Genomic DNA, 22,447 nt, shown 5'->3' with positions numbered 1-22,447 from the left:
GAGGACTGCTCGCGCAGACGCGTGCAGTCCTCGACAGCGCGGGAAGGGCACCTCGAGCTGGAGGCCGTGACCGCCGGTCCGGCCACGACTGTCAAGATCCTCGGATGAGCTCGCCGGACTCGAGGCAGCGCCGGCCGACGTGGCTGGCCGACTACGTCGCTCATCCCAGCACGGGCCGCTCCCCGCGTTGCTGCTCGTGCTGACGATCTCGACCGGCATGGTGGACGCGGTCAGCATCCTCGCCCTGGGCCGAGTCTTCGTGGCGAACATGACCGGGAACATCGTGTTCATCGGCTTCGGATTGGCCGGCGCACCCGGCTTCTCGCTGCAGGCCTCCGCCATTGCCCTGGCCGCCCTTCTCGTCGGCGCCGGCGTCGGCGGAATCGCCGTAGCCCGCTTCGGCGCACGCCGAGCAGTGTTGTTGCGCAACGCCGCCGCGGGTGAGCGTTCGGGCAGGTCAGCCACTTCTTCCGGGGTTGACTGTCAAGCTGGGCCGTCGCCACCGCGCCAGCGCTACAACGTGTGAAGTCCGTCAAATGGACCACCTTGCAAACTACGTGAAACGAAGCGAGGCACCGGCCCCGATGTGCGATCGGTTCAGTGAGGCCGATGGCATAGCTGAACGGATGCTGGCAGCGCGGACAGACCCCTGATTTAGTCCAGCCTGTCGGATGGCGGTGTGCGGTCCGATACGCGCGAGAAGGGCCGGAGCGTAGCTCACAGAACCTCTCTGCCTAAAGCGTCATCCGTCAGGTGTGGGCGAGGAGGGCACATAGCAGGGCGCGGGATTTGCGATGTTGTCGCCAGCTTCCATCACGTCGGGACAGCCCGCTGACGGGGAGCAGGCGAGCACGGTGACTACCTTCGACAACCGTGTCCGCGTGATCGCTGCCGCAGCATCGGTAAGACATCAGTAGTAGTCGTTCGCGGCGTAAGCCACGCGAAACGGCGATTTCTCCGACCGCAACGCGTGCTCCATGCATTCCGCAGCGTCAGGTCGCCGGGGCCGCCTTCAGGCCTGGCCACGCACCGCGCCCGGGCGCACTGATCGTCGACCGAAGGTCGCCCATCAGCTCGATGCTGAGGTTGACCTCGTCGCCGGCGGCCAGCCACGGGTACTTCTCAGCCCCGTGCCGGATGGACAGCTCGAGGATGCAGCCACCTTCGCAGGTTCCGCTGCCGATCAGCGAGCCGGGTTCGACCAGGGAGTTCCACGACGCGTAGGAGATCAGCTCCTCGAACGACCAGTACGCCGAGGACCAGTGGTCGTGGCCGTACTCGCGGCCGTTCACCGTCGATGTCATCAGCAGGTCGTAGCCGTTACCGTCGCGGCGGCCCGCGAGCTCGTCCGGTGTGATGAATATCGGGCCCAACGACGAGCCGAAGTCCTTGCCCTTGTACGGACCAAGTCGCCCTTCCATCTCTCGGAACTGCGTGTCGCGCGCGGACCAGTCGCAGAGGATGAGGAAGCCGGCGATGCTGTCGGCCGCCTCCTGCGGGGTGGCCGAGCGGACCTCACGGCCGATGATCGCGCCCACTTCCAGCTCGAAGTCGAGCGACGCCGAGCCACCGGGAATTTCCATGCCGTCGCGCGGACCGCGCAGGTTTGCCGCGTTGCTGAAGTATCCGATGGGCTGCTCGTACCAGACATCGGGGCCGCGGGTCAGCCCGGAACGCCGCCAGGCCGGCAGGACGTGCTCCTCGAACACCATGAAGTCGCGCATCGACACCGGGTCGACCGGCTTGAGCAGTTCCAGGCTGTCCACGTCGTGTTCGCCCGCCGGCGCCGCTTGAATGCGGTCGGCCAGTCGTTGCAGCGCCTCGCCGTCGTCGCCGAAATGGGCGTCGAGGCTGCTCTCCGACTCCGATAGGGAGACCACGCCGTCGGCGCGCAGGACGCCGACGCGGGGGCCCTGCGGGGTCTGGGCCTTGATGAAACGCAACGGAATCCTCCAGGAAGGTGGCGCGACGTGGACCGGCGAGCGTCGGAACACCCGACGCCGTGGTACGGGGATTTAGGCGGTGCGGGTCCGGCTGCGGACGACGCAGGCGACCGTGACGGCCAGAACCAGACCCGCGCCGTAGAAGGCGTCCTGGACCCAGCCGGTGTAGCCGAGCAATTGCAGGCCGAGAATGCCGGTCTCCAGGAAGTAGATCCCGAGGAAGGTCCCCATCGGGTTGAACTGGCCGGGCATGACGATCGCGGTGCCGAGGAACACCGCCGCCAGGGCCGGGAGGAGATAGCTCGATGACGCCGTCGGGTCGAACCCGCCCACGGTGGCGACGAGCAGGATCCCGGCCAGGCCGGCGACGAGACTGGCGACGATGTAACTCCCGGCGCGGATCCGGTCGACGCTGATCCCGGCCAGCCGCGCGACCTCGCGGTTGGCGCCGACGAAGACGATGTGGCGCCCGATCGGCATCCAGGCCAGGACGTAGGCGAAGCCGGCGCACAGGATCAGGCCGTAGTAGAAGGACAGCGGCAAACCCAGGACGTTGTGCAGGGCCATCTTGGTGAAGGTCTTGTTCGACACCGAGACGATGGTCGAGGACGAGATGAGTTCAGCGATCCCCAGAAACAGGCTCGCGGTGCCCAGCGTGACGATCAATGAGGGCACGCCGAGTTTCACTATGAAGACCGCATTCAGCACGCCGCAGCAGAGCGCGACGCCGAGGCTGACGAGACAGGCTAGGAACAGGTTCACGTGGTGCAGCGTGGAGAGCACCGGGATGATCGTCGCGGACAGCCCCATGACGCTGGCGAAGGACAGGTCGAACTCACCCACGACGAACGTGCACAGCGCCGACACGGCGAGGAACAACAAGGCCGACTGCGACCCGAAAATTGCCTGAAAGGTCGACACATTGACGAACTTGTGCGGCATCATCACCGCGTACAGCCCGGCCATCAGGATCCACACGCCGAGCAGCGCGTACCTGGAGGCGAGGGAGCGGACCCGGTCGCCGGATTTCCGCGCCGCGTTCGCCGGATGGGCGCCGGTCGGGCCGGGGGCGGTGTCCCGCGCCCGGTCGGGCTCGACGCCGTCCATGGCACCGTCGATGCCGTCGACGATGTTCTGGTGGGCGGTGGTCACGTCACCCTGATCCGACAGCGTCATGCGGGGCTCCCTGCGGCTGCGACTGAATGGTCCGCGTCCGGCGCGGCGTAGATCTGGTTGATCAAATTGTCCGGCGTCGTGGAATCGGCCGCCTGAATTCCGCGCGCCGAGCTGTAGATGAGTACGCGGTCGCAAGCAGCGGCCAGGTCCTCCGGTTCACTGCTGACCAGGATCACTGCCATTCCCGAGTTCGCGGCGCGGCGCAGGGCGTGCAGGATGTCACGCCGGGCGCCGACGTCGACGGCCTGGGTCGGCTCGTGCAGGACCATCACCGTTGGGGCCAGCGTCAGCCATTTCGCCAGCAGCACCTTCTGCTGGTTGCCGCCGCTCAACTGCTTCACGAGGGTCATCGGCGTGCGCGGCCGAATGCCGAGCTCATCCACCGCCGCGTCGGCGGCCTCGCGCTGCCACCGGCGCCCGACGAAGAAGGTGTGACCGCGACCGCGCAGGCCGGGCAGGCTGATGTTGTCACGGACATTGATCTCGAAGGCCAGACCGTCACGGTCACGGCGTTCGGGGACGAGGACGATGCCCGCCCGCAGGCAGCTTCGGATGCCGGCCCGGGTGAGGTCGACCGTCGTTTTGCCGATTTGGATGCGGCCCGCCTTCGCCGATTGCGCCCCGGCCAGTAGGTACGGGATCTCCTCGTAACCGTTGCCGGGCAATCCGGTGATGCCGAGGATCTCGCCGCGGCCGAGCGCGAAGCTGACGTCGGTGACGTTCTTGCCCGTCAGGCCGGTTACGGTCACGTTGGGCGACGGCGCGGCCGACGGTGTGGCCGAGCGGGCCGCGGTGGCCGCCAGAGCGCTGCCGAGCATGCGGCGGGCGATCTCCTCCTCGGTGAGATCGCAGGTGGCCATGGCGGCACCGGCGAGCCGGCCGTCGCGCAGGATGGTCATGCGATCGGTGATCGCCATCAGTTCGGTCAGATTGTGACTGATCATCAGGGCCGCACTTCCCTGGGCGGTTATCCGCCGCAAAAGGTCGTGGACGCGCGTGAGGTCGGTGCCGCTCAACGCCCGCGTCGACTCGTCGAGAATGATCAGTCCCGCTCCCTCGGCGTGGTCGCGCATGGCGCGCGCAATGGCGATCTCCGCGCGTTCGGTGGCATTGAGGGTGGCGACCAGCGTGTCGGGCTCGACGTTGACTCCGAGGCGGTCGAGGGTCCGCGCGGCCAAACGGTCGCGCTCCCCCCGGTCGATGCGCCCGATCAAGGGCGACGTGGGGAAACCGCCGACGCAGACGTTCTCGGCGACCGAGAGCTGGTCGAGGAGGCCTAGATCCTGGTGTACCACCGAGATGCCCGCCGCCCGGACCTCGCGCCACCGCACCGGCAGATGCATCGGGCGGCCGTCGACGTGGTAGGACGCGCCTGGGTCCGGCGTGTAGAGACCGGTGAGGATCTTGATCAGCGTCGACTTGCCGGAGCCGTTCTGCCCGGCGAGGCCATGCACCTCGCCGGGCAGAACGGAGAGCTCGACATCAGTGAGAACCTGCACCGGCCCGAAGGTCTTGTTTAGTGCGCGTATCTCCAGCCGAGCTATTTCCGAAGACATCTCTACGAGACTCCCCAAGCGGTCAGGAAGGTCTTCTCGAAGGCGTCTGATCCGTACCAAGCATTGGTGGCGTAGGCGGCGGGGGTGAGGGTCAGGTTGGCGATGTTCTCCTTGGTGAAGACGCGTACCACGCCGAAACCATTCACCGGGAGGACGCCCGTCATCATCCGCACGATGCCGTCGACGAACTGCCAGCCCAGGTAGATTCCACCCGTTCCGACGTCAACGAACTGCCCAGCACCGTTCTTGATGCGCTGGAGAGCATCCAGGGCGCCGTTGGTCGAGGCGAACTTGACCTTGTTCGAGAAGCCTGCGGTCTCGATGCCGGACACCGCGCCCGCTCCGGCCGCATCCACCTCGGCCACGACGTAGGTCGTGTCCGGATGAGCGATCAGCGCCGAGCTCACCTGGGAGGGCAACTTGTTGAGGCTGGCCGTGTTGTAGTCGATCTCGGTGAACGTGCAACCGGGGCAGTTGTCCGCGTAGAACTTCTTGGAGTACGCCGCCGCACCCTTGAGTTGCGGCGAGTCCGTGACGCCGAGGAACAGGACCTTGGCCTTGCCCTTGCTGTCGACGATGACCGACTCGTTCATCAGCCGCTGCAGCGCGTTGATCGTCGGGCTGGTGTCGTCGAAGGCGAGCGCCGGCGAGTTCGTCTTTCCGCCGTCGGGCGCCTCACCGGCGATGAGGACGGGGATCTTGTGGGCGACCAGGTTGTCGAACGCGGTCGGCACGAGCTGATAATCGATGTAGCCGGTGACGACACCGTCGGCACCCTGGGTCGCGGCCTGGTTGATGCACGAGGCCATCGTGGTCGGCAGGAACTTTCCGTCGCACACCTGCAGTTTGATGCCGAGCTTGTCCAGTGCGCCCTTCATGCCAACCCCGAATGCGTTGAGAATCGGTACGGCCGACCCGATCGGGATGTACCAGACGGTCTTGCCCTTCAGCTTGCTGACTCCCGTTACCGGCTTGAGCGCCGCGGTGCTGGTGACCTCGCCGGTGAACTTCGCCAGGTCGGCCTGCATTGCAGCCAGGGACGTCGCGCCACCGGACGCCGGTGCGCCGGTGTCGGATGTCGCGGCGCCGGAACTCGTCGTTGCGGAACTGTCGGCCGTCGGCGACGTGGTCTTACCACCACCGCCACTGCTGCTGCAGGCGGTCACGGTGAGGGCGACGGCCGCGACCACCACCGCCATCTTCGCCCCGGGTCGGTGTTGGCGGAACTGTTGCAGCATCGTGATCAAGCCTCCGTGTTGGATGGGTGCGACATCGTGCGGTGGTCTGGTTCAAGAAGGCTTGCCGCGCCTGCGGCCGGTTCATCTCGCCCTAGCCGGGCACCGGCTCTCCCCGCCACCGGGTGGTGATGAGTGTGGAAAGGCCAGGCGGCAATGTCAAGGATTCTGAGCAACTAAATGCATTCTGTCATCGATAGTCAGCATTGATCGGCTCGTTCATTCGGCGGCGCCACCCGGTTGCCGGGCACCGGCCCTCTCGTCTTGTCCCTCGACGGCGTTATACAGCCGGCGGGGCCCCGAACCGAGTGAGCAGACGCATGGCGTTCTCGCGGAAGGCGGCGCACCGGGCCGGGTTGTCCAGGACGGGCGATTCCTGCAACTCGCGGGCGAGCCGGGCGGCCAGCGGCGCGGACGTGAACGGGTAGTCGCTGCCGTACACGATCCGATCCGTGCCGACGAGGGCGAGCAGGGCCGGCAGCGCCCGCGGCAGCGGTACACCGGCCAGGTCGTAATGAAGTCGGCCGAGTGCAGCGACCAGATCGACCTCGGGTGCCCCCGGCGCGGCGAACCATGGTGCGAACAGATTGACCCGGTCGGCGAGGACGGGCAACGCCGCGCCGGCGTGCGGCACGACCCAGCGGATTGCCGGATAGCGGTCCAGCGCGCCGGACAGGGCCAGGTTCACCACGGCCCTTGTGGTGTCGAGTAGAAACTCCAGCATGGGGCGGGGCCGCCCAAACGTCACGCCCGGCCAGTCACATGGCGAGACCGGGTGGATGGTGACCAGGGCCGCGCGCGCGGAAAGGGCGGCCATCACCGGTTCGAGGCGCTGATCGCCGAGGTACACGCCGTCGTAGTGGGTGTGCAACGTGACGCCGTCGACTCCAAGGACGTCGAACGAGTAGTCGATCTCGTCGAGCGTGTCCGGCACCGAGGGCAGCGGAAGCGTGGCCAGCACGGCCAGTCGATCCGGAAACCGGGCCACCGCGTCAGCGCCATCCTGATTCACCGCGCGGGCCAGATCGGCGCGAGCGCGGGCCGAGTCCAGGAACGACACCCCTGGTGAGGAGATGGACAGTGCCGCGGCGGCGATCCCGGTCCGGTCCATCATGTCGATGGCGTCGGGCAGGTTCCAATCCGGCAGCGCGGGCATGCCGTCGGGCTGGTGTTGGCCGTGGGCGCGCGCGCTGGCCAGGTAGCGTTCGGGCAGGTAATGCGCGTGCAGATCGATGGCCGGCGGATCGAGTGGGACGACACCTTCAGTCACGCGGGAGGCTCCTCGGTCTGGTCAGGTCACCTTGGCGGTTCGACGCGGACGCGCTCGCGCGCCCTTGGTGTCCTCGCTGAGCAGGATCTGTGCGGTGCGATCGACATGGGCCTCGAAGAGCGCGACGGCGTGGTCGGCGTCATTGGCCAACGCCGCGTCCATGAGCGCCTTGTGCTCGGCCGCGATGTCGCGCCGCACTTCGGTCTTGGCGGACCAGGCGCGGTACAGCTCGGCGGCGTCGGACAGCCGCACGCAGATGTCGAGTAGGACGTGGTTGCCGCACGCCTCGATGAGCTTGTAGTGAAAGGCGATGTGAGCGGCCGCCCAGTCGTTGTTGCGGATCGTTGGATCACCGGTGAGGTACAGCGGCTCGCTGGCTAGCCGGTGATGGGCCGCGAGCACTTCCGACTCCCAGGTCACGCCGCCCCGCTCGACCGACAGCCGTAGCGCCGCCCCTTCGTTGATCTTGCGCGCCATCGTGAGGTCGGCCAGCGCCTCGCGGGAGAGGGTCGTGACGTGGAAACCGCGATTGCGCTCGATGCGCACCAGCTTCTGGCTCGCGAGTAGACCGAGTGCCTCTCGCATGACACTGGTGCTCACCCCGAACCGCTCGCCGAGTTCACCGGGCCGCAGTCGCTCACCCGGTGCGAAGCGCCGGTTGAAGATGTCGACGCGGATCTGCTCGTACACGTCGACGGCCAGACTCTCCCCGCCGGATCGCCTTACCATCCGAAAATAATAACACCGACCGAAAAAACTTTTCTCTATTGACAGTCGAATCTGTCCCCGGCACGATGAAGGCGCTGAAGCGGAGCCACCGGAGTAGCCGGTGCGGCGCTCGTGCGGTTTCTGCCGCGCCCCGATCAACGGAGAAGCAACATGCGAATCGCCAACATCGCGGGGCGGACGACTCTGCTCGACGGCTCGGGCGGGGGTCTTGACATCGAGAAGGCGAGCGACGGGAGGTTTCCGGCCGAGCCGCAGGCCCTGTTCGAACTCTGGGACGAGCTGCGGGAGTGGGCTGCGACCCACACCGACCGGACCGACTTCGCCGTCGACCTCGACTCGCTCGAAGCGCCCACACCCAGTCCGCGGCAGGTCTTCGGGGTCGGCTTGAACTACGCCGAACACATCGCCGAGTCCAAGATGGGCCGCCCGGACGCGCCGGCGGTGTTCACGAAGTTCCCGAGCTGCATCGCCGGACCGACCGCCGTCATCTCCCTGCCCAGCCCGAACGTCGACTGGGAGGTCGAGCTGGTGGTCGCGATCGGCCGGCGCGCCTGGTGTGCATCGGAGGACGACGCCTGGAACCACGTCGCCGGATTGATGGTCGGGCAGGATCTGTCGGAACGAGTGGTCCAGTTGGCCGGGCCGGTACCGCAGTTCTCCCTCGGCAAATCGTTCCCGGGCTTCGCTCCGGTCGGCCCCGCGCTGGTGACCGCCGACGAGGTCACGGACCCGAATGATCTGGAACTGGGCTGCCGGCTCGGCGATGAGGTCCTGCAACTGGGGCGTACCCGCGACCTGATCTTCACCGTGCCCGAGCTGGTGGCCCGGTTGTCGGCCATCTGCCCGCTGCTACCCGGTGACATCATCTTCACCGGCACCCCTTCCGGCGTCGGCGTGGCCCGCGACCCCAAGCGGTTCCTTCCCCCGGGAGGCGTTCTGACCAGTCACATCGAGGGGCTGGGCGAATTGCGCAACGAGTTCGTCGCCGGCCCGACCTATCGCAGCGCGTAGAGCCGGGTAGATCGACATGGCCCTGCACCGTCTCACCCGGATCACCATCGGCGTGCCCAACGTCGACGAGACCGGCCGGTACTACGGCGAGTTCGGCCTCGATCCCAGTACCCAGCCCGATTCCGCGCACATCGACGACGTCGAGCCTGACGGTGAACGCCGCTTCACCACGACCGACGGCGGCGAGCAGTTGCGGCTGGTGTCGTCCGCGCGGCGTCGGTTGCTCGAGGTGCGCATCGGGGCCGACGACCCGGACGACATCGCCCGCATCGCCTCCTCCCTGGCTCGGCTCGAGATTCCGGCCAAACGTACGGCCACCCAGATCCGCTCCTACGATCCCGGTACCGAGGTGACGACCGTCGTCGAGGTCGCCGACCGCGTGGTGCAGGAGGAGACTCCGCCGCCTCCGTACAACACCCCCGGTCACGACGGCCGGCCGAACGTGCGCGCACCGGGTGTGCTCCGCGAGACGCGGGTGCAGCCGCGCAAGCTCGGTCACGTCGTCGTCGGCTCCACCGACCAGGTGGCCTCGCAGCGCTACTTCACCGAAGGTCTGGGCTTCAAGGTCAGCGACACCGTGCCTGGGCTGGCCGCGTTCATGCGCTGCTCCACAGATCATCACAACGTCCTGGTGCAACAGGCCCCGCTAGCGTTCCTGCATCACACGTCCTGGCAGGTCAACGATGTCGACGAGGTTGGCCGGGGTGCCACCGCGATGCTCGAGACCGATCCGAGCCGCCATGTCTGGGGCCTCGGGCGCCACCACGTGGGCTCGAACTTCTTCTGGTATCTGCGCGACCCGGCCGGCAACTTCTCTGAGTACTACTCGGATCTGGACTGCATCCTCGACGACGAGCTGTGGACGCCGCGCACCTGGGAGGGGGCCCGCGGTCTCTACAACTGGGGGGCGCCGCCACCGCCGTCCTTCCTCGCCCCGGAGGATCTGGCCGGGCTGATGACCGGCGTGCACGGCGGCCGCTGATGGCCGACGTCGATTGCGACGTCCTCGTCGTCGGCTACGGGCCGGTGGGGCAGATGCTGGCGATCCTGCTGGCCCAGCACGGCCACCAGGTCGGGGTGGTCGAACGATGGGCCGAGTCCTATCCGCGACCGCGCGCCGTCCACTTTGACGATGAGATCGCCCGCGTCCTGGCCGCCGCCGGCCTCGGCGACGACCTGCCGGTGATCAGTGAGCCGTCCGCCGAGTACGACTGGCAGAACGAGGACGGCCACACGCTGCTGCATTTCGACTGGGGCGCGGTGGGTCCCAGTGGCTGGCCGACCGCGAACATGTTCTCCCAACCGGCGTTGGAGGCCGTGCTCGTGGCCCGGGCCGCGTCCTTCCCGACGGTGGCCGTCCATCGCGGACAGCTGGCTGTGGAGTTGGTCGAGCACGACGACCACGTCGAGGTCGGCCTGCGCGACGCCGCAGCTGGCCGCGCCACGTTGTGCGCCCGCTATGTGGTCGGTTGCGACGGGGCGAACAGCTTCGTGCGCGGGCAGATGGCCACGGGGGTCACCGACCTCGGTTTCTTCTACGACTGGCTCATCGTGGACACCATCCCGCACGCGCAACGCGAATGGAAACCGGCCAACCTTCAGATGTGTCACCCGAGCCGGCCCACCACGGTGGTGTCCGGCGGCCCGGGACGACGGCGTTGGGAATTCATGCGGCTGCCGGATGAGACGGCGGAGGAGTTGAACACCGAGTCGACGGCGTGGCGGCTGCTGGCGCCATGGAACCTGACTCCGGACAACGCCGTGCTGGAACGGCACACCGTGTACACCTTCCAGGCGCGGTGGGCGAATCAGTGGCGGACCGGGCGGGTGATGATCGCCGGGGATGCCGCGCACCTGATGCCGCCGTTCGCCGGGCAGGGTATGTGCTCAGGCATCCGCGACGCCGCGAACCTGGCCTGGAAGCTGGACCTGGTGCTCACCGACCGGGCCCGGGACGTCCTGCTCGACACCTACTCGAGCGAACGTGCGGCGCATGTCCGCCACGCGATCGGCATGTCCGTCGAACTGGGCAACGTCATCTGCCTCACGGATCCGGGCGAGGTCGCCGCTCGCGACGAGATCATGCTCAAGGCCGAGGGTCGACCCGAGGTGGCTCTGCCGGCCGTGCCGCCGCCGGTGCTCGGCCCCGGCGTGTCCCACACCGACGCCGGCGGCCACCCGGTGGCCCCGGCCGGTGAACTCAGCCCCCAGGCCCGGGTCGCGGATCGATCAGGTGTCGTCGGCCGATTCGACGAGGTCTTCGGAACCGGCTTCTTCGTGACCAGCGCGGTCGATCTCAGCGCGGTGCTCACGCCGGCGGTGCTCGACGTGTTGCAGTTGCTGCGCGCGCGGGTCGTGACGTTCGTCGAACCGGGAGCCGAGGTCGCCGTCCCGAGCCCGGTCGAGGTGGCGGTCGACGTGGACGGCTTCTACCTGCCCTTCATGCGCGACGCGGGGCACGAGGTGCTGATCGTGCGACCGGACTTCTACTTCTTCGGCGCGGCCGGCGACGCGGCGCAATTGCCCGCGCTGCTCGAGGAGCTGTGCACGAAGTTGAGCCTGGTCCGTTGAGCCCCAGCGCAGCGCGACAGCAGCATCTGTGAACCCCCACCCACTCCGGCAGGTCCACCTCGATTCAGGAAGCAGGGACACATGGTTCGGTCCGCCCTCGTGGCGATCGACACTGGGGGAACGTTCACAGACGCGGTCGTCTACGACCCCCCGACCGGGCGGATCGGCATAGCCAAGGCGTTGACCAGCTATGACGACCTGATCGTCGGAATGCTGGCCAGCACGGTGGGCGCGGGCATCGACCTGGAGCGGGTTTCCTCGATCAAGCACGGCACGACGCAGGTCATCAACTGCCTCCTGCAACGCGACGGCGCACGGACCGCACTGGTCACGACCGCCGGGTTCCGCGACGTTCTCGAGCTGCGTCGTGGCAACCGGCCGGTCGCATTCGACCTCGACTATGTCCCCGACGCCCCTCTGGTGCCCCGCGAACTCTGTTTCGAGGTGCACGAGCGGACGGGCTCGACCGGTGAGATCGTCGAGCCCCTTCGCGAGTCCGACGTGGTCGCGCTGGCTGGCCGACTCGTCGACGCCGGGGTCGAATCGGTGGCGGTCTCGTTCATCAACGCCTACGCACACCCGGCGCACGAGCAACGCACGGCCGACATCCTGCGGGCCAACCTGCCGGCGTCGATCTGGGTGACGACAGGCACGGATGCCAGCCGGGAGTGGTATGAGTACGAACGCTCCTCGACGGCGGTGGCGAACGCGTACGTCGCGCCGCGCGTGTCCCGCTACGTCGAGGCGCTGGAGACCCGGCTGACCACGGCGGGTTTCCGGGGCGCCCTGTATCTAATGGCCTCCCACGGCGGGGTCCTGCCGGCCGACCAGGCAGCCGCCCAGCCCACCACGTTGGTGGAGTCGGGACCCATCGGTGGGGTGATCGGGGCCGGAGCGTTCGCCCGGGCGCTGGGGCTCGATACGTTGCTGGCCTTCGACATGGGCGGGACCACCGCCAAATGCGCCGTCGTCCAGAACGGCACCTACGACGTGGTGGCGACCTACCACGTGGGCGGCTACGAACGGGGCTTCCCCATTCGAGCCCGCGTGCTCGACATCGTCGAAGTGGGCTCCGGTGGCGGGTCGATCGCCAGTGTGGACGACGAAGGGCGCCTGTCCGTCGGGCCGCGCAGCGCCGGATCGAACCCCGGCCCGGTCGCTTTCGGCCGGGGCGGACGCGAGCCGACGGTGACCGACGCCAATCTCGTCCTCGGGCGCATCGCGCCGGGCTCCTTCCTCGACGGCGACTTCGAACTGGACGTGGCCGCCGCCGAGGATGCGATCGTCACCAGGATCGGTGATCCGCTTGGGTACGCCGGGCCGGCCGACGTGACGGCGGTGGCCAAGGGCATCCTCGAGATGGCGACGCTGACCATGGTGTCGGGGATAAAGCAGGTCTCCCTGGACCGAGGCTACGACTTGAGCTCGTTGCCGTTCTTCGTCTTCGGCGGGGGCGGGCCACTGCACGGGGCCAAGCTGGCCGAGGAGGTCGGTGCGACGACGGTGATCGTCCCACCGCTGGCCGGCAACTTCTCCGCGGTCGGCATGCTCATCGCCGACGCCCGCCTCGACGACGTCCGCACCTTCAACGTCACGCTGGGTGCGGACGTCATCGACGCCGCCGGACCACATTTCCAGGACATGGAGGCGGCGAGCACGGCAGCCTTCGGGGCCGCGATGCCCGGCACCGACCAGGCGTGCCAACGCTATGTCGGCATGCGGTTCGCCGGTCAGAGACACGAGCTGAACGTCGCCCTGTACCCCGACGACACCGTCGAGGACCTGCGCCGCCGGTATCTCGAAACGTACCGACGCCGGTTCGGCCACGTGGCCGAGGATGCGGTGATAGAGACGACGGTATTGCGCAGTTCGGTGACCGCACTGACCGACCACCTCACGCCCAGCGGTCTGGCCGCGTGGCAAGGCGCCAACGCCGGGGCCGAGGTCCCGATCGGGGACCGGCGCACCGTGCATTTCGACTCCGGAGTGCACGAGCAGGTGCCCTTCATCCGCCGGGAGGACCTGCGGATCGGGTTCGGCATGCCGGGGCCGGCCGTGATCGAGGAATACGGCGCCACCACGTTGGTACCTCCGGGCTGGCACGTCCGGGTCGGCGATTTCGGTGAGTTGTGGTTGCGCCACGTTGCTGCGGAGCGCGTCGATGGCTGACCTCGATCTCGGCGCCGGCCGGCCCATTGGAACGCCGCGGCCGGAATCGACGCCCGACGCGATCACCTTGCAGATCGCCTACCAGCGCCTGTCGGCGATACCGGAGGTGGTGGACCAGAACATCACCAAGACCGCGTTCTCACCGCTGGTCGCGGACTACAAGGACTACGCCGTCGGGATCGTCGACGCGCAGGGCCGGCTGATCACGCAGGCCCGGGGCGGCCTGCCGATCTTCGTCGCCAACGCACTCGGCACAGCCGTGCGGCACGGTCTGGAGATCTACGGGACCGACAACCTGCACACCGGCGACATCGTCGTCTCCAACGACCCGGCCACTCTGGGTCAGCACCTGAACAACGTCGTGATGTACACGCCCATCCGCGCCGCGGCGTCGGCCGTGCCGGGTGAACCACCGGCGTTGTTCGGGTTCTTCGCCATCGTCGTGCATCTGCTCGATGTCGGGGGCGGGGTGATCGGCTCGATCGCGCCACACGCGTCCGACATCTGGCAGGAGGGCATCCAGTACCCGACCGTGAAGTTGTGGAACCGCGGCGAACGGGCCGAGGACATGTACCGCATCCTCGAGGCCAACACTCGGTTTCCCCGCGAAGTACGCGGCGATGTCGCGGCGCAGGTCGCCGGCTGCCTCTACGGCCGCGACCGGGTGGCCGAGGTGATCGAGCAGTACGGCATGCACACCGTCGAGGCCGCGATCGAGCGGGCCTGGGACCAGTCGCGGGCCCACGTGCGCAAGCAGTTGACCCGGCTGCGCCCGGGAGTCTATTCGGCCACGTCCGAGCTCGACGACGACGGCGTGGACCTGGGCCGGCCCATAGCGGTCGAGGTCGAAGTCGTGATCGACCCCGACGGCGCGGGCATTGCCGTCGACTTCTCCGCGGTGGCCGACGAGGTGCCCTCGGCCCACAACGCCGGTTTCAACGGCGGAGCGGTGGCCGCCGCTCGGCTGGCCGTGAAGTACCTCTTCGCACCGGACGCGCCGGCGAATGAGGGCGACTTCGCGGACCTGCGGGTCGTGGCCCGCCCCGGCACGTTCCTCAGCGCCACCGAAGGCACAGCGCTGGGTTGTTCGGGAAACATCCTCCCGACCGTGGTCGACACGATCCTGCGCGCGCTGGCCGATGCCGGGGCCGACGTGCCCGCCGCCCACCACGGCAACTACAGCTGGCACATCTTCGGCGGACGGCATCCGCGCACCGGGCAGCTGTGGCAGTCCATGTCCTCGATGGCCGGGGGCTGGGGTGCGGCGGATGACCGCGACGGTTCGGGTCCGTTCCGGTCGATGTGCCACGGGGACACGCTCGAAGTGCCGGTGGAGTTGCAGGAGGCGCTGTTCCCGGTCCGGGTCGAGGAGATGGCCCTCCGCGTCGACTCGGGCGGGCCCGGCCGGCACCGCGGCGGGCTGGGGATGACCAAGACCGTCCGCGTGCTCAGCGACGCGACGCTCTCGGCGTCGATGGACCGGGTGCACTGCCCGCCGTGGGGTCTGGACCACGGCGGGGCGGGCCAGGCCGGTTGCGGGAGCGCCGTGGTGGACACCGTCTCCGCACCGTTTCTGAAGGTGTCCGGAATGAAGTTGCCCGCCCAGTCCGTGGTCACCGTGGCCAGCTCCGGGGGCGGCGGGTTCGGGGACCCGCTGTCCCGTGCGGTCAGCGACGTGGCGTCGGATGTGCACCGTGGCCTGGTGTCACCGGAACACGCCCTGACGGTGTACGGCGTCCACCTCGACCGCGATGGCGCCGTGGACGCGACCGCGACGGCCGCCGCCCGCGCCCGACCCACCGGTGCTGCGACATGAGGAGCGCGGCGACCGGAGTGAGAATTGACGATCGATCCCCGGCGTTCATCAGCGGCATCTACGAACATCCCGAGCGCAGGATCCCGCACACGTCGCTGGCCCAGCTGCACGCCGAGGTCGCGGTCGGCGCGCTGCGCGACGCCGGTTTGGCCCTGTCCGACGTCGATGCCTACTTCTGTGACTCCGACGCTCCCGGCTTCGGGGGGTTCTCGGTTGCGGAGTATCTCGGGCTCAACCTCACGCACCTGGACACGACCGACACGGGTGGATCGGCGTACCTGTTCCACATCAACCACGCCGCGCAGGCCATCGCGGACGGCCGGGTCCACGTCGCGCTCATCTCCCAGGCCGGCACCCCGCGGCGGAACGCCGCCGCCAACCTGTTACTGGAAGTCGGGACAGCGCCGGAGTCCAGCTTCGAGGACGTCTACGGCATCACCTACCCCGCGCTCTACGCGCTCGCGGCGCGCCGGCACATGTACGAATTCGGGACGACGAGCGAACAGCTGGCCGAGGTGAAGGTCGCCGCGTCCCAGCACGCACAGCACAATCCCCACGCCCTGCTCCGGGTGCCGGTCAGCGTCGAGGAGGTGCTCGATTCGCCGCTCATCGCCGACCCGCTGCACCGGCTGGACTGCTGTGTGGTCACCGACGGCGGCGGCGCGATCGTGCTGACCAGCGCCGAGGTGGCCCGCACCCTGAGCGGGCCTCGCGTGCGGGTGCTCGGATATGCCGAAGCCGTCCAGCACGGCGGCAACGGCCGGGTCGACCTGACGTCCACGGCCGGCGCCGTCTCCGGACCGCGGGCCTTCGAGGCCGCCGGTCTCACCCCGGGCGACATCAGGTACGCCTCCATCTACGACTCCTACACGATCACTGTCATCCAGACCATCGAGGACCTGGGCTTCTGCGGTCCAGGCGGCGGCGGCGCTTTCGTCGCCGATGGGGCCCTGCGCGCGCCGTTCGGCCGCCTTCCGGTGAACACCGACGGGGGCGGCCTGTGCAACAACCATCCCGGCAATCGCGGCGGGATGCCGAAAATAATCGAGGCCGTGCGGCAACTGCGCGGGCAGGCCGCCGCCGCAGTCCAGGTGCCCGACCTGGACACCGCGCTCGTGCACGGGACCGGCGGCGCGCTGGCCACTCGAATGGGCAGCGCCACGCTTCTGCTCGGACGGGAGGACTGAGGTGGCCGCGGCGTTTTCCCTGCCCAGCCCCCGGCCGGTGATCTGGCCGGAGACCGCGCCCTTCTGGTCAGCCGCGGAACGGGGCCAGCTGGCGCTGCCGCGCTGCACGGCGTGCCGGCAGGTCATCTGGTACCCCAAGGGGGTGTGCCCCACCTGCATGGGCACGGACCTGGAATGGTTCGACGCAGCCGGCGTCGGCACGGTGTTCTCCTTCACCGTGGTGCGTCGCGGGGCCGGTGCCTATGCATCCAGCGCGCCGTACATCGTGGCGCTGGTCGAGCTGGCCGAAGGCCCGCGGATCTTCAGCAACGTCGTCGGCTCCGACTCCGGCGAACTGTTCATCGGCGCGCCGGTGGTGGTGACGTTCGAGCACGGCCTCGACCCGTCGCCGAACGACGGGGAACGGTCCATTCCCCTGCCCCGCTTCCGGCTGGCCACGTCGGGCGAACGTCCATGACCGCCCGGCCGACCGGTGGCGCGGTCCGGGAGTTCGAGCGACTGGCGTCGGTCGAGGATCTGGTGGCGATCGAGGCCCTCGATTTGCAGGATCGACTCGACGGCCTGCAGAGCACCTACGACGTGCTCGCCCGGCGGGCGGCCCAGCACCCGGACGACGTCGTGCTGAGTGTGCAGCACGGCAGCGTGGTCGGCGCCGAGGAGCATTACACCTGCGCTCGCCTGCACGACGAGGTGGTGCGCGTGACCGCCGTGCTCCGCGGTCTGGGTGTCGCCCGGCGCGATGCGGTCGGTTACTTGCTGCCCAACGTCGTGGACAGCGTCATCGCGTTGCTGGCCGGTGCCACCGCGGGCATAGCCGTCCCGATCAATCCGCAGCTCGCGGCCGAGAGCATCGCCGACATCCTGGGCGCCGGTTCGGCAAAGGTGCTGCTCGCGGCCGGACCCGACCTCGACCCACACCTATGGCGCAAGGCCCTCGACGTGGGCGCCCGGCGACCTGACCTGCGGATCGTGCCGGTCGACCGGTGCGACGAGGTCGACGGCCTGCCCACGCTGTCCGCGCTGATGCGGGCCGCGCCCGGGCCGGGTGGCGTCGACTCCGCTTCGATCACGCCGGCTGACGTGGCGGCCTATTTCCATACCGGCGGGACGACCGGCGCGCCGAAGCTGGTCGCTCACACGCAGGGCAACCAGCTCGCGAACGCCGTGATGTGCGGCATCGCGTTCGACCTTCGCCCGGACGACGTCGTGCTGATCACCCTGCCGCTGTTCCACGTGGCCGCGGCCATCATGAGCTTCCTGGCCCCGCTGATGGCCGGTGCGCGGATGGTCCTGCTCGCGCCCAAGGGCCTGGCCAACAGGGGTGTCGTAGACGGGTTCTGGCCCATCGTCGAACACTTCCGGGCGACGATAATCTCCTTCGTCCCGACGCTGGCGTCCCGGTTGCTCGAGGTTCCGGTCGGCAGTGCTGACGTCACGTCCCTGCGCTACGCCAGCTGCGGGACGGCGCCGCTGCCGATCTCGACCCTGCGGGCGTTCCAGGCCGCGACCGGGGTCGCCATCCTGGAAGGCTACGGCCTGACCGAGACCACCGCGTCGAGCGCGGTCAATCCGCGCAACGGCCGGGCGAAGACGGGCTCGATCGGCATCCGACTTCCCTACCAGGCCATGAAAACGGTGATCCTCGACGCGGACGGACGTCACGTCCGCGACTGCGCGGCCGACGAGGTCGGCCAAATCGTCATCCGCGGACCGAACGTCACCCCGGGTTACCTGAATGGCGACCCGGCCGAGCTGTTCCTCGACGGCGGGTGGTTGCGCACCGGAGACATCGGCCGCCAGGACGCCGACGGCTACTTCTGGCTCTCCGGCCGGGCCAAGGACATCATCATCCGCGGCGGGCACAACATCGCAGCGGCGGACGTGGAGGCCACTCTGGCTTCCCACGACTCGGTCGCCTCGGTGGCCGCCGTGGGTCGGCCCGATCCGGAGTTCGGCGAGGTGCCGATCGTCTTCGTGACCCTGCGTCCGGGGACGCAGGTCGATCCGGCGACACTGCTGGCGTACGCCGGTCGGCACGCGAGCGAACCGGTGTGCGCACCGAGCGAGGTGCTCATCGAGTCCAGCCTCCCGCTGACCGCGGTCGGCAAGATCTACAAACCCGACCTGCGGGCCCGGGCCACCGGGATCGCGCTGCTCCGGGCCCTGCGAGCCGCGCTGGACGCCCAGGGTTTTCACCGGATTCCGGTCGAGGTGTCCGTGGCCACCGAAGCCGGGTCAGCGCGGGCGACGATACAGGTCGGCGCCGGACTGCCCGGCCTCGACACCGGGCAGGATCAGGAGGTGCGCGATGCCGTGACCGCGGCCCTCGCGCCGTTCGCGGTCGCCTGGACCTTCGCCGATGCTCTGCCACCCGGCTGGCAAACCCCACCGAGAGGGATCTAGTGCCCAGAGCAACGTTGCTGGTTTTCTCCAACGCCGCGCCCGGCCAGGACCGCGAGTACAACGCCTGGTACGACGAGGTCCACGTCCCCGAGGTGCTGCGCCTTCCCGGCGTGATGTCGGCGCGGCGGTTCCGGCTGTCCGCCGAGCAACTCGACCCCGCGCTCGGGCCGGCCACGGGCTACGTGGCCACCTACGAACTGGACCTCGAGGATCTCGGTTCGCTGCGCGAAGCGCTGCTCTCAGCCGTGCAGCGCGGACAGATGACCATGAGTCCCACGGTCGCGGACATGAAATCGTTCATCTACGAGGAAATCACGCCGGTGCGCACGCGGGAGTGAGCCGCGCTCGAGACCGCAGTCTGGACCGATCTCTCGGCCTAGCGCCACGGCCCGATCGGCGACGCCTTGACGTTGTTGCTCGACGCCGGCAAACGCAGCGGCGCGCTTCGTCCGGACGTCGACGCGCGCGATGTCGTGCTGCTCATCGGCCACGATCTCTCACCCGGTCCAGCGGAGCGCGAGAATGGCCGTGTCGTCCTCGGCCGCACTGCCGATCATCGTCGACAGCACCGAGCTGAGCAGTTCGTCCAGCGTCTGATCCGGGTCCGCGGCCGCGGCGGCGGACAGGCGGTCCAGGCCGCGTTCGATGGATTCGTCTCGACGCTCGACCAGGCCGTCGGTGAACGCGAGCAAGGTCGAGCCGGGCGACATGTCGAAGGTGGTCGCGGCGTAGGAGGTCGGTTCGACGCCGAGCGGCGGGCCGACGGCGGCGGGCACGAAGCGCGGCCCGTCGTCCGCGATCACCAGCGGGCTGTAGTGCCCGGCGCTCGCCACCGCGATCCGGCGCGTGGCGGTGTCGCCGACTCCGACGAGGACGGTGGCCATGTGTCCGTCGCGGACGATGTCCAGCTGCCTCGAGCACATCGCGAGCGCGGTTTCCGGCGAGTGGTCCTCGAGCAAGTAGGCCTGCAAGGTGAAGCGGAGCCGAGCCATGACCGTTGCCGCGCTGACACCGCGGCCGGACACGTCGCCGACGACGAAGGCGAAGCGGGACTCGCCGAGCTCGAGAAAGCTGAACCAGTCGCCGCCGACGTCGACTCCCCGCGCGCCGGACAGATAGCGGGATGCGACGCTCAATCTCGCCATCGTCGGCAAGCTGTGCGGCAGCAGCGCATGTTGCAGGGTCTCCGAGATCGTGCGCTGTTCGGAATAGAGCTCGTCGAGCTTGTCGTAAAGGCCGGAGATCGTCTGCGCGTCGCCCTCCGCCCGCAGCCTGCGCCGCACGAGTTGGCCGGCCAGCAGCACCGCGGCGATCGTCAACACAATGCCGACGACCAGGAAGATCCACGGCAACTCGCCGGCGAGCGCGCTGCCGAGATGCCGACTCGGCACCGCGATCAGCGTCAGCGTGGTGTCGCCGAACGGGATCGCGACCCGGGCCGTGTCTCCCGAAAGTGGCAACCTGTCCGCTGGCACGTCGGTGGTCGCCAGCGTTCGAGCGTTCAGCGTCGATCCGAGGTAAGTCGCGAAATTAAGGTCCGCGAACGCCGAGCTGCTCTCGATCGGCACCCTGCGATTCGCCGGGATGACGCGTTCGGCGTAGACGGCGAACCGGCCGTCCGCGGGATCTGCCAGCGCGTAACCGATTCGCTGCAACCCTGCGGCCGTGACGCTGGTGACCAGGAACGTGGCGCTGTGGAACGAGCGCGCCAGAAGCGCATGAGCTGCGGGCGAGGTCGCGGGCAATGCGGGTCGCCCGCCGGTGGAGGCGACGGGCGCGACCGTGTCGCCGCTGCGCACCCACAGCGAGGCGGACGCGAACAAGCCGTGCGCGCCGATGTCGGGGGCCATGAAGCGGGTGAACTGCGGCGGGCTGCCGCCGGTCGCCGCCGCGACGTCCAGGATCGTCCGCAGCGGGCTCTGGATATCGCCGATCGTCGAGCCGAGGACCGCGGCGGCCTGCCTGGTCTGCAGCTCCAGCAAGCGATGCTCGCTGCTGCGATCGACGTGCCACGCCGTCCAGGTGGCGGCGCTCGTCACGACGAGGCCCACGAGGGCGATGATCGCTGTGACACGGAAGGCGGTTCGCCGGAAGTCGGCCAAGGCGACCGAAACGCGCTCAGCGTCTGACATCCGACGATTCGCCTCTCGAAGGCCCGGAGCTGCCGCCATCGCAACGCTTACGGCGTAAATATACGATGATCAACCGGCGATGGGGCGCAACCAACGCGTGTCGATTCCCTCGCGGTCCGGTCCGACGCCGCCAGCCGCGGCCGCGGTTGGTCGACAGAGGGAGATGCCAATGCACGTCGGTGTGGACAGTTTCGTCTCCGCGGTGACCGATCCCGCGACCGGGCATCTTGTCGGCCCCGAGGAGCGGTTCGAACACCTCTTGGAGGAGATCGCGCTCGCGGACGCAGCGGGCCTCTACTCCTTCGGGATCGGCGAGCACCACCGGGAGGAGTATTACGACTCCGCGCCGCCGGTGATTCTTGGCGCCGCAGCCGCGCGGACCTCGCGGATCCGGCTGGGCAGCGCGGTGACGGTGCTCAGCGCCGCGGACCCGGTGCGGGTGTTCCAGCAGTTCGCCACGCTGGACCTCATCTCGAAGGGCCGTATCGACCTCGTCGTCGGCCGCGGCTCGTTCACCGAGGCGTTCCCGCTGTTCGGGTTGGAACTCGCGGACTACGACACGCTGTTCGCCGAGAAGCTGGATCTCCTGCTGAAGATCCGCGACTCCGCCCGAGTCACGTGGTCCGGCCGGCACCGCCCCACGCTCAGCGGGCAGGGCGTCTACCCACGTCCGGCGCAGAACCCGCTGCCGATCTGGGTCGGAGTCGGGGGCACGCCCGAGTCATTCGTCCGGGCCGGGCTGCTGGGGCTGCCGCTCATGGTGGCGATCATCGGCGGCGAACCCCGCCGGTTTGCCCCGCTCGTCGAACTCTACCGCCGAGCCGGCGAGTCGGCCGGCCATCCGCCCGAGGACTTGCGGGTGGGGCTGCACGTGTTCGGCTACGTCGGCGACAGCATCCGGTCCGCGGCGGACACCATCTATCCGGGGTGGCATCAGATGTTCACCAAGGTCTCGCGTGAGCGCGGCTTCGCGACGCCGTCGCGAGCGCAGTTCGACGCCACGAGCGGCCCCGATGGCGCGTTCTTCCTCGGCGACCCGGACACCGTCGCCACCAAGCTGCGCAGGGTGTCTGCGCAACTCGGCGGCGTCGAGCGGGTCTCGCTGCAGATGACGAACCCGCTGCTCGCCCACGCCGACCTGCTGCGCGGGATCGAGCTGCTCGGCACGCAGGTCGCGCCGCAGGTGGCCGACGTCTGAGTCCGTTCGGGCCCGCGGCCTGCAAGCCCGGGCGGGGCCCGGAATGGCCTG

The 22,447-nt window shown here is 68.8% G+C and carries 18 protein-coding genes; 11 read left to right on the top strand and 7 right to left on the bottom strand.

The features are described from left to right. Nucleotides 1–196: 196 nt before the first annotated feature. Complete coding sequence (locus tag ACFFBG_RS03000; protein WP_375476235.1) at nt 197–526, top strand: DUF1275 family protein; 330 nt, start codon at nt 197–199, stop codon at nt 524–526. A gap of 466 nt (nt 527–992) precedes the next feature. On the opposite strand, the gene ACFFBG_RS02995 is transcribed toward ACFFBG_RS03000, so the two are convergent. The 6 genes from ACFFBG_RS02995 to ACFFBG_RS02970 form a co-directional block, all read right to left on the bottom strand. Next, nucleotides 993–1,943, bottom strand: a complete 951-nt coding sequence (locus tag ACFFBG_RS02995; protein WP_375475441.1) for a fumarylacetoacetate hydrolase family protein — start codon at nt 1,941–1,943, stop codon at nt 993–995. A 72-nt stretch (nt 1,944–2,015) separates the two neighbouring features. Then, entirely contained in the window at nt 2,016–3,119 is a 1,104-nt protein-coding gene (locus ACFFBG_RS02990; protein ID WP_375475439.1) for an ABC transporter permease, read from the bottom strand. Continuing rightward, nucleotides 3,116–4,618 (bottom strand): sugar ABC transporter ATP-binding protein, encoded by a 1,503-nt coding sequence (locus ACFFBG_RS02985; protein ID WP_375475437.1) that lies wholly within the window; start codon nt 4,616–4,618, stop codon nt 3,116–3,118. Before ACFFBG_RS02985 ends, ACFFBG_RS02990 begins: the two co-directional genes overlap by 4 nt. A 59-nt stretch (nt 4,619–4,677) precedes the next feature. Then, nucleotides 4,678–5,913: a sugar ABC transporter substrate-binding protein gene (locus ACFFBG_RS02980; protein ID WP_375476233.1), complete on the bottom strand. Its 1,236-nt coding sequence runs from the start codon at nt 5,911–5,913 to the stop codon at nt 4,678–4,680. 277 nt (nt 5,914–6,190) lie between these two features. Further along, a complete protein-coding gene (locus ACFFBG_RS02975; RefSeq protein WP_375475435.1) occupies nt 6,191–7,180 on the bottom strand; it encodes an amidohydrolase family protein in 990 nt (329 codons plus the stop codon). A 21-nt stretch (nt 7,181–7,201) separates the two neighbouring features. Continuing rightward, entirely contained in the window at nt 7,202–8,047 is an 846-nt protein-coding gene (locus ACFFBG_RS02970) for a GntR family transcriptional regulator (RefSeq protein WP_375475433.1), read from the bottom strand. A 12-nt stretch (nt 8,048–8,059) separates the two neighbouring features. On the opposite strand from ACFFBG_RS02970, the gene ACFFBG_RS02965 reads away from it, so the two are divergent. From ACFFBG_RS02965 to ACFFBG_RS02925, 9 genes are all read left to right on the top strand, one after another. Further along, on the top strand, nt 8,060–8,920 hold the full coding sequence (locus ACFFBG_RS02965) for a fumarylacetoacetate hydrolase family protein (RefSeq protein WP_375475431.1): 861 nt from the start codon (nt 8,060–8,062) through the stop codon (nt 8,918–8,920). A 16-nt stretch (nt 8,921–8,936) separates the two neighbouring features. Further along, nucleotides 8,937–9,902, top strand: a complete 966-nt coding sequence (locus ACFFBG_RS02960) for a VOC family protein (RefSeq protein ID WP_375475429.1) — start codon at nt 8,937–8,939, stop codon at nt 9,900–9,902. Then, nucleotides 9,902–11,491 carry a bifunctional 3-(3-hydroxy-phenyl)propionate/3-hydroxycinnamic acid hydroxylase gene (locus ACFFBG_RS02955; RefSeq protein WP_375475427.1) on the top strand — a complete coding sequence of 530 codons (1,590 nt, stop codon included), beginning with the start codon at nt 9,902–9,904 and terminating at the stop codon, nt 11,489–11,491. Before ACFFBG_RS02960 ends, ACFFBG_RS02955 begins: the two co-directional genes overlap by 1 nt. An 81-nt stretch (nt 11,492–11,572) precedes the next feature. Next, the gene (locus tag ACFFBG_RS02950; RefSeq protein ID WP_375475425.1) at nt 11,573–13,660 is read left to right on the top strand and encodes a hydantoinase/oxoprolinase family protein; all 2,088 of its coding nucleotides are present in this window, start codon (nt 11,573–11,575) and stop codon (nt 13,658–13,660) included. Continuing rightward, nucleotides 13,653–15,476, top strand: a complete 1,824-nt coding sequence (locus ACFFBG_RS02945; RefSeq protein ID WP_375475423.1) for a hydantoinase B/oxoprolinase family protein — start codon at nt 13,653–13,655, stop codon at nt 15,474–15,476. Before ACFFBG_RS02950 ends, ACFFBG_RS02945 begins: the two co-directional genes overlap by 8 nt. A gap of 23 nt (nt 15,477–15,499) precedes the next feature. Then, a complete protein-coding gene (locus tag ACFFBG_RS02940) occupies nt 15,500–16,663 on the top strand; it encodes a thiolase domain-containing protein (protein ID WP_375476231.1) in 1,164 nt (387 codons plus the stop codon). Nucleotide 16,664: 1 nt separating this feature from the next. Further along, nucleotides 16,665–17,120: a Zn-ribbon domain-containing OB-fold protein gene (locus ACFFBG_RS02935; protein WP_375475421.1), complete on the top strand. Its 456-nt coding sequence runs from the start codon at nt 16,665–16,667 to the stop codon at nt 17,118–17,120. Beyond that, the gene (locus ACFFBG_RS02930; RefSeq protein WP_375475419.1) at nt 17,117–19,066 is read left to right on the top strand and encodes an AMP-binding protein; all 1,950 of its coding nucleotides are present in this window, start codon (nt 17,117–17,119) and stop codon (nt 19,064–19,066) included. The genes ACFFBG_RS02935 and ACFFBG_RS02930 overlap by 4 nt, the downstream gene beginning before the upstream one ends. A gap of 14 nt (nt 19,067–19,080) precedes the next feature. Continuing rightward, on the top strand, nt 19,081–19,404 hold the full coding sequence (locus ACFFBG_RS02925) for a hypothetical protein (protein WP_375475417.1): 324 nt from the start codon (nt 19,081–19,083) through the stop codon (nt 19,402–19,404). A 159-nt stretch (nt 19,405–19,563) separates the two neighbouring features. On the opposite strand, the gene ACFFBG_RS02920 is transcribed toward ACFFBG_RS02925, so the two are convergent. Continuing rightward, the gene (locus tag ACFFBG_RS02920; protein ID WP_375475415.1) at nt 19,564–21,117 is read right to left on the bottom strand and encodes a PP2C family protein-serine/threonine phosphatase; all 1,554 of its coding nucleotides are present in this window, start codon (nt 21,115–21,117) and stop codon (nt 19,564–19,566) included. 250 nt (nt 21,118–21,367) lie between these two features. On the opposite strand from ACFFBG_RS02920, the gene ACFFBG_RS02915 reads away from it, so the two are divergent. After that, the gene (locus tag ACFFBG_RS02915) at nt 21,368–22,396 is read left to right on the top strand and encodes an Atu2307/SP_0267 family LLM class monooxygenase (protein ID WP_375475414.1); all 1,029 of its coding nucleotides are present in this window, start codon (nt 21,368–21,370) and stop codon (nt 22,394–22,396) included. The last annotated feature ends 51 nt before the right edge of the window (nt 22,397–22,447 follow it).

Origin of the sequence: uncultured Jatrophihabitans sp. (assembly GCF_964251945.1) — a bacterium.
Classification (GTDB): Bacteria; Actinomycetota; Actinomycetes; order Mycobacteriales; family Jatrophihabitantaceae; genus Jatrophihabitans.
Note: the sequence above shows the minus strand (reverse complement) of the source record. Positions and strands in the feature narration are given on the sequence as shown.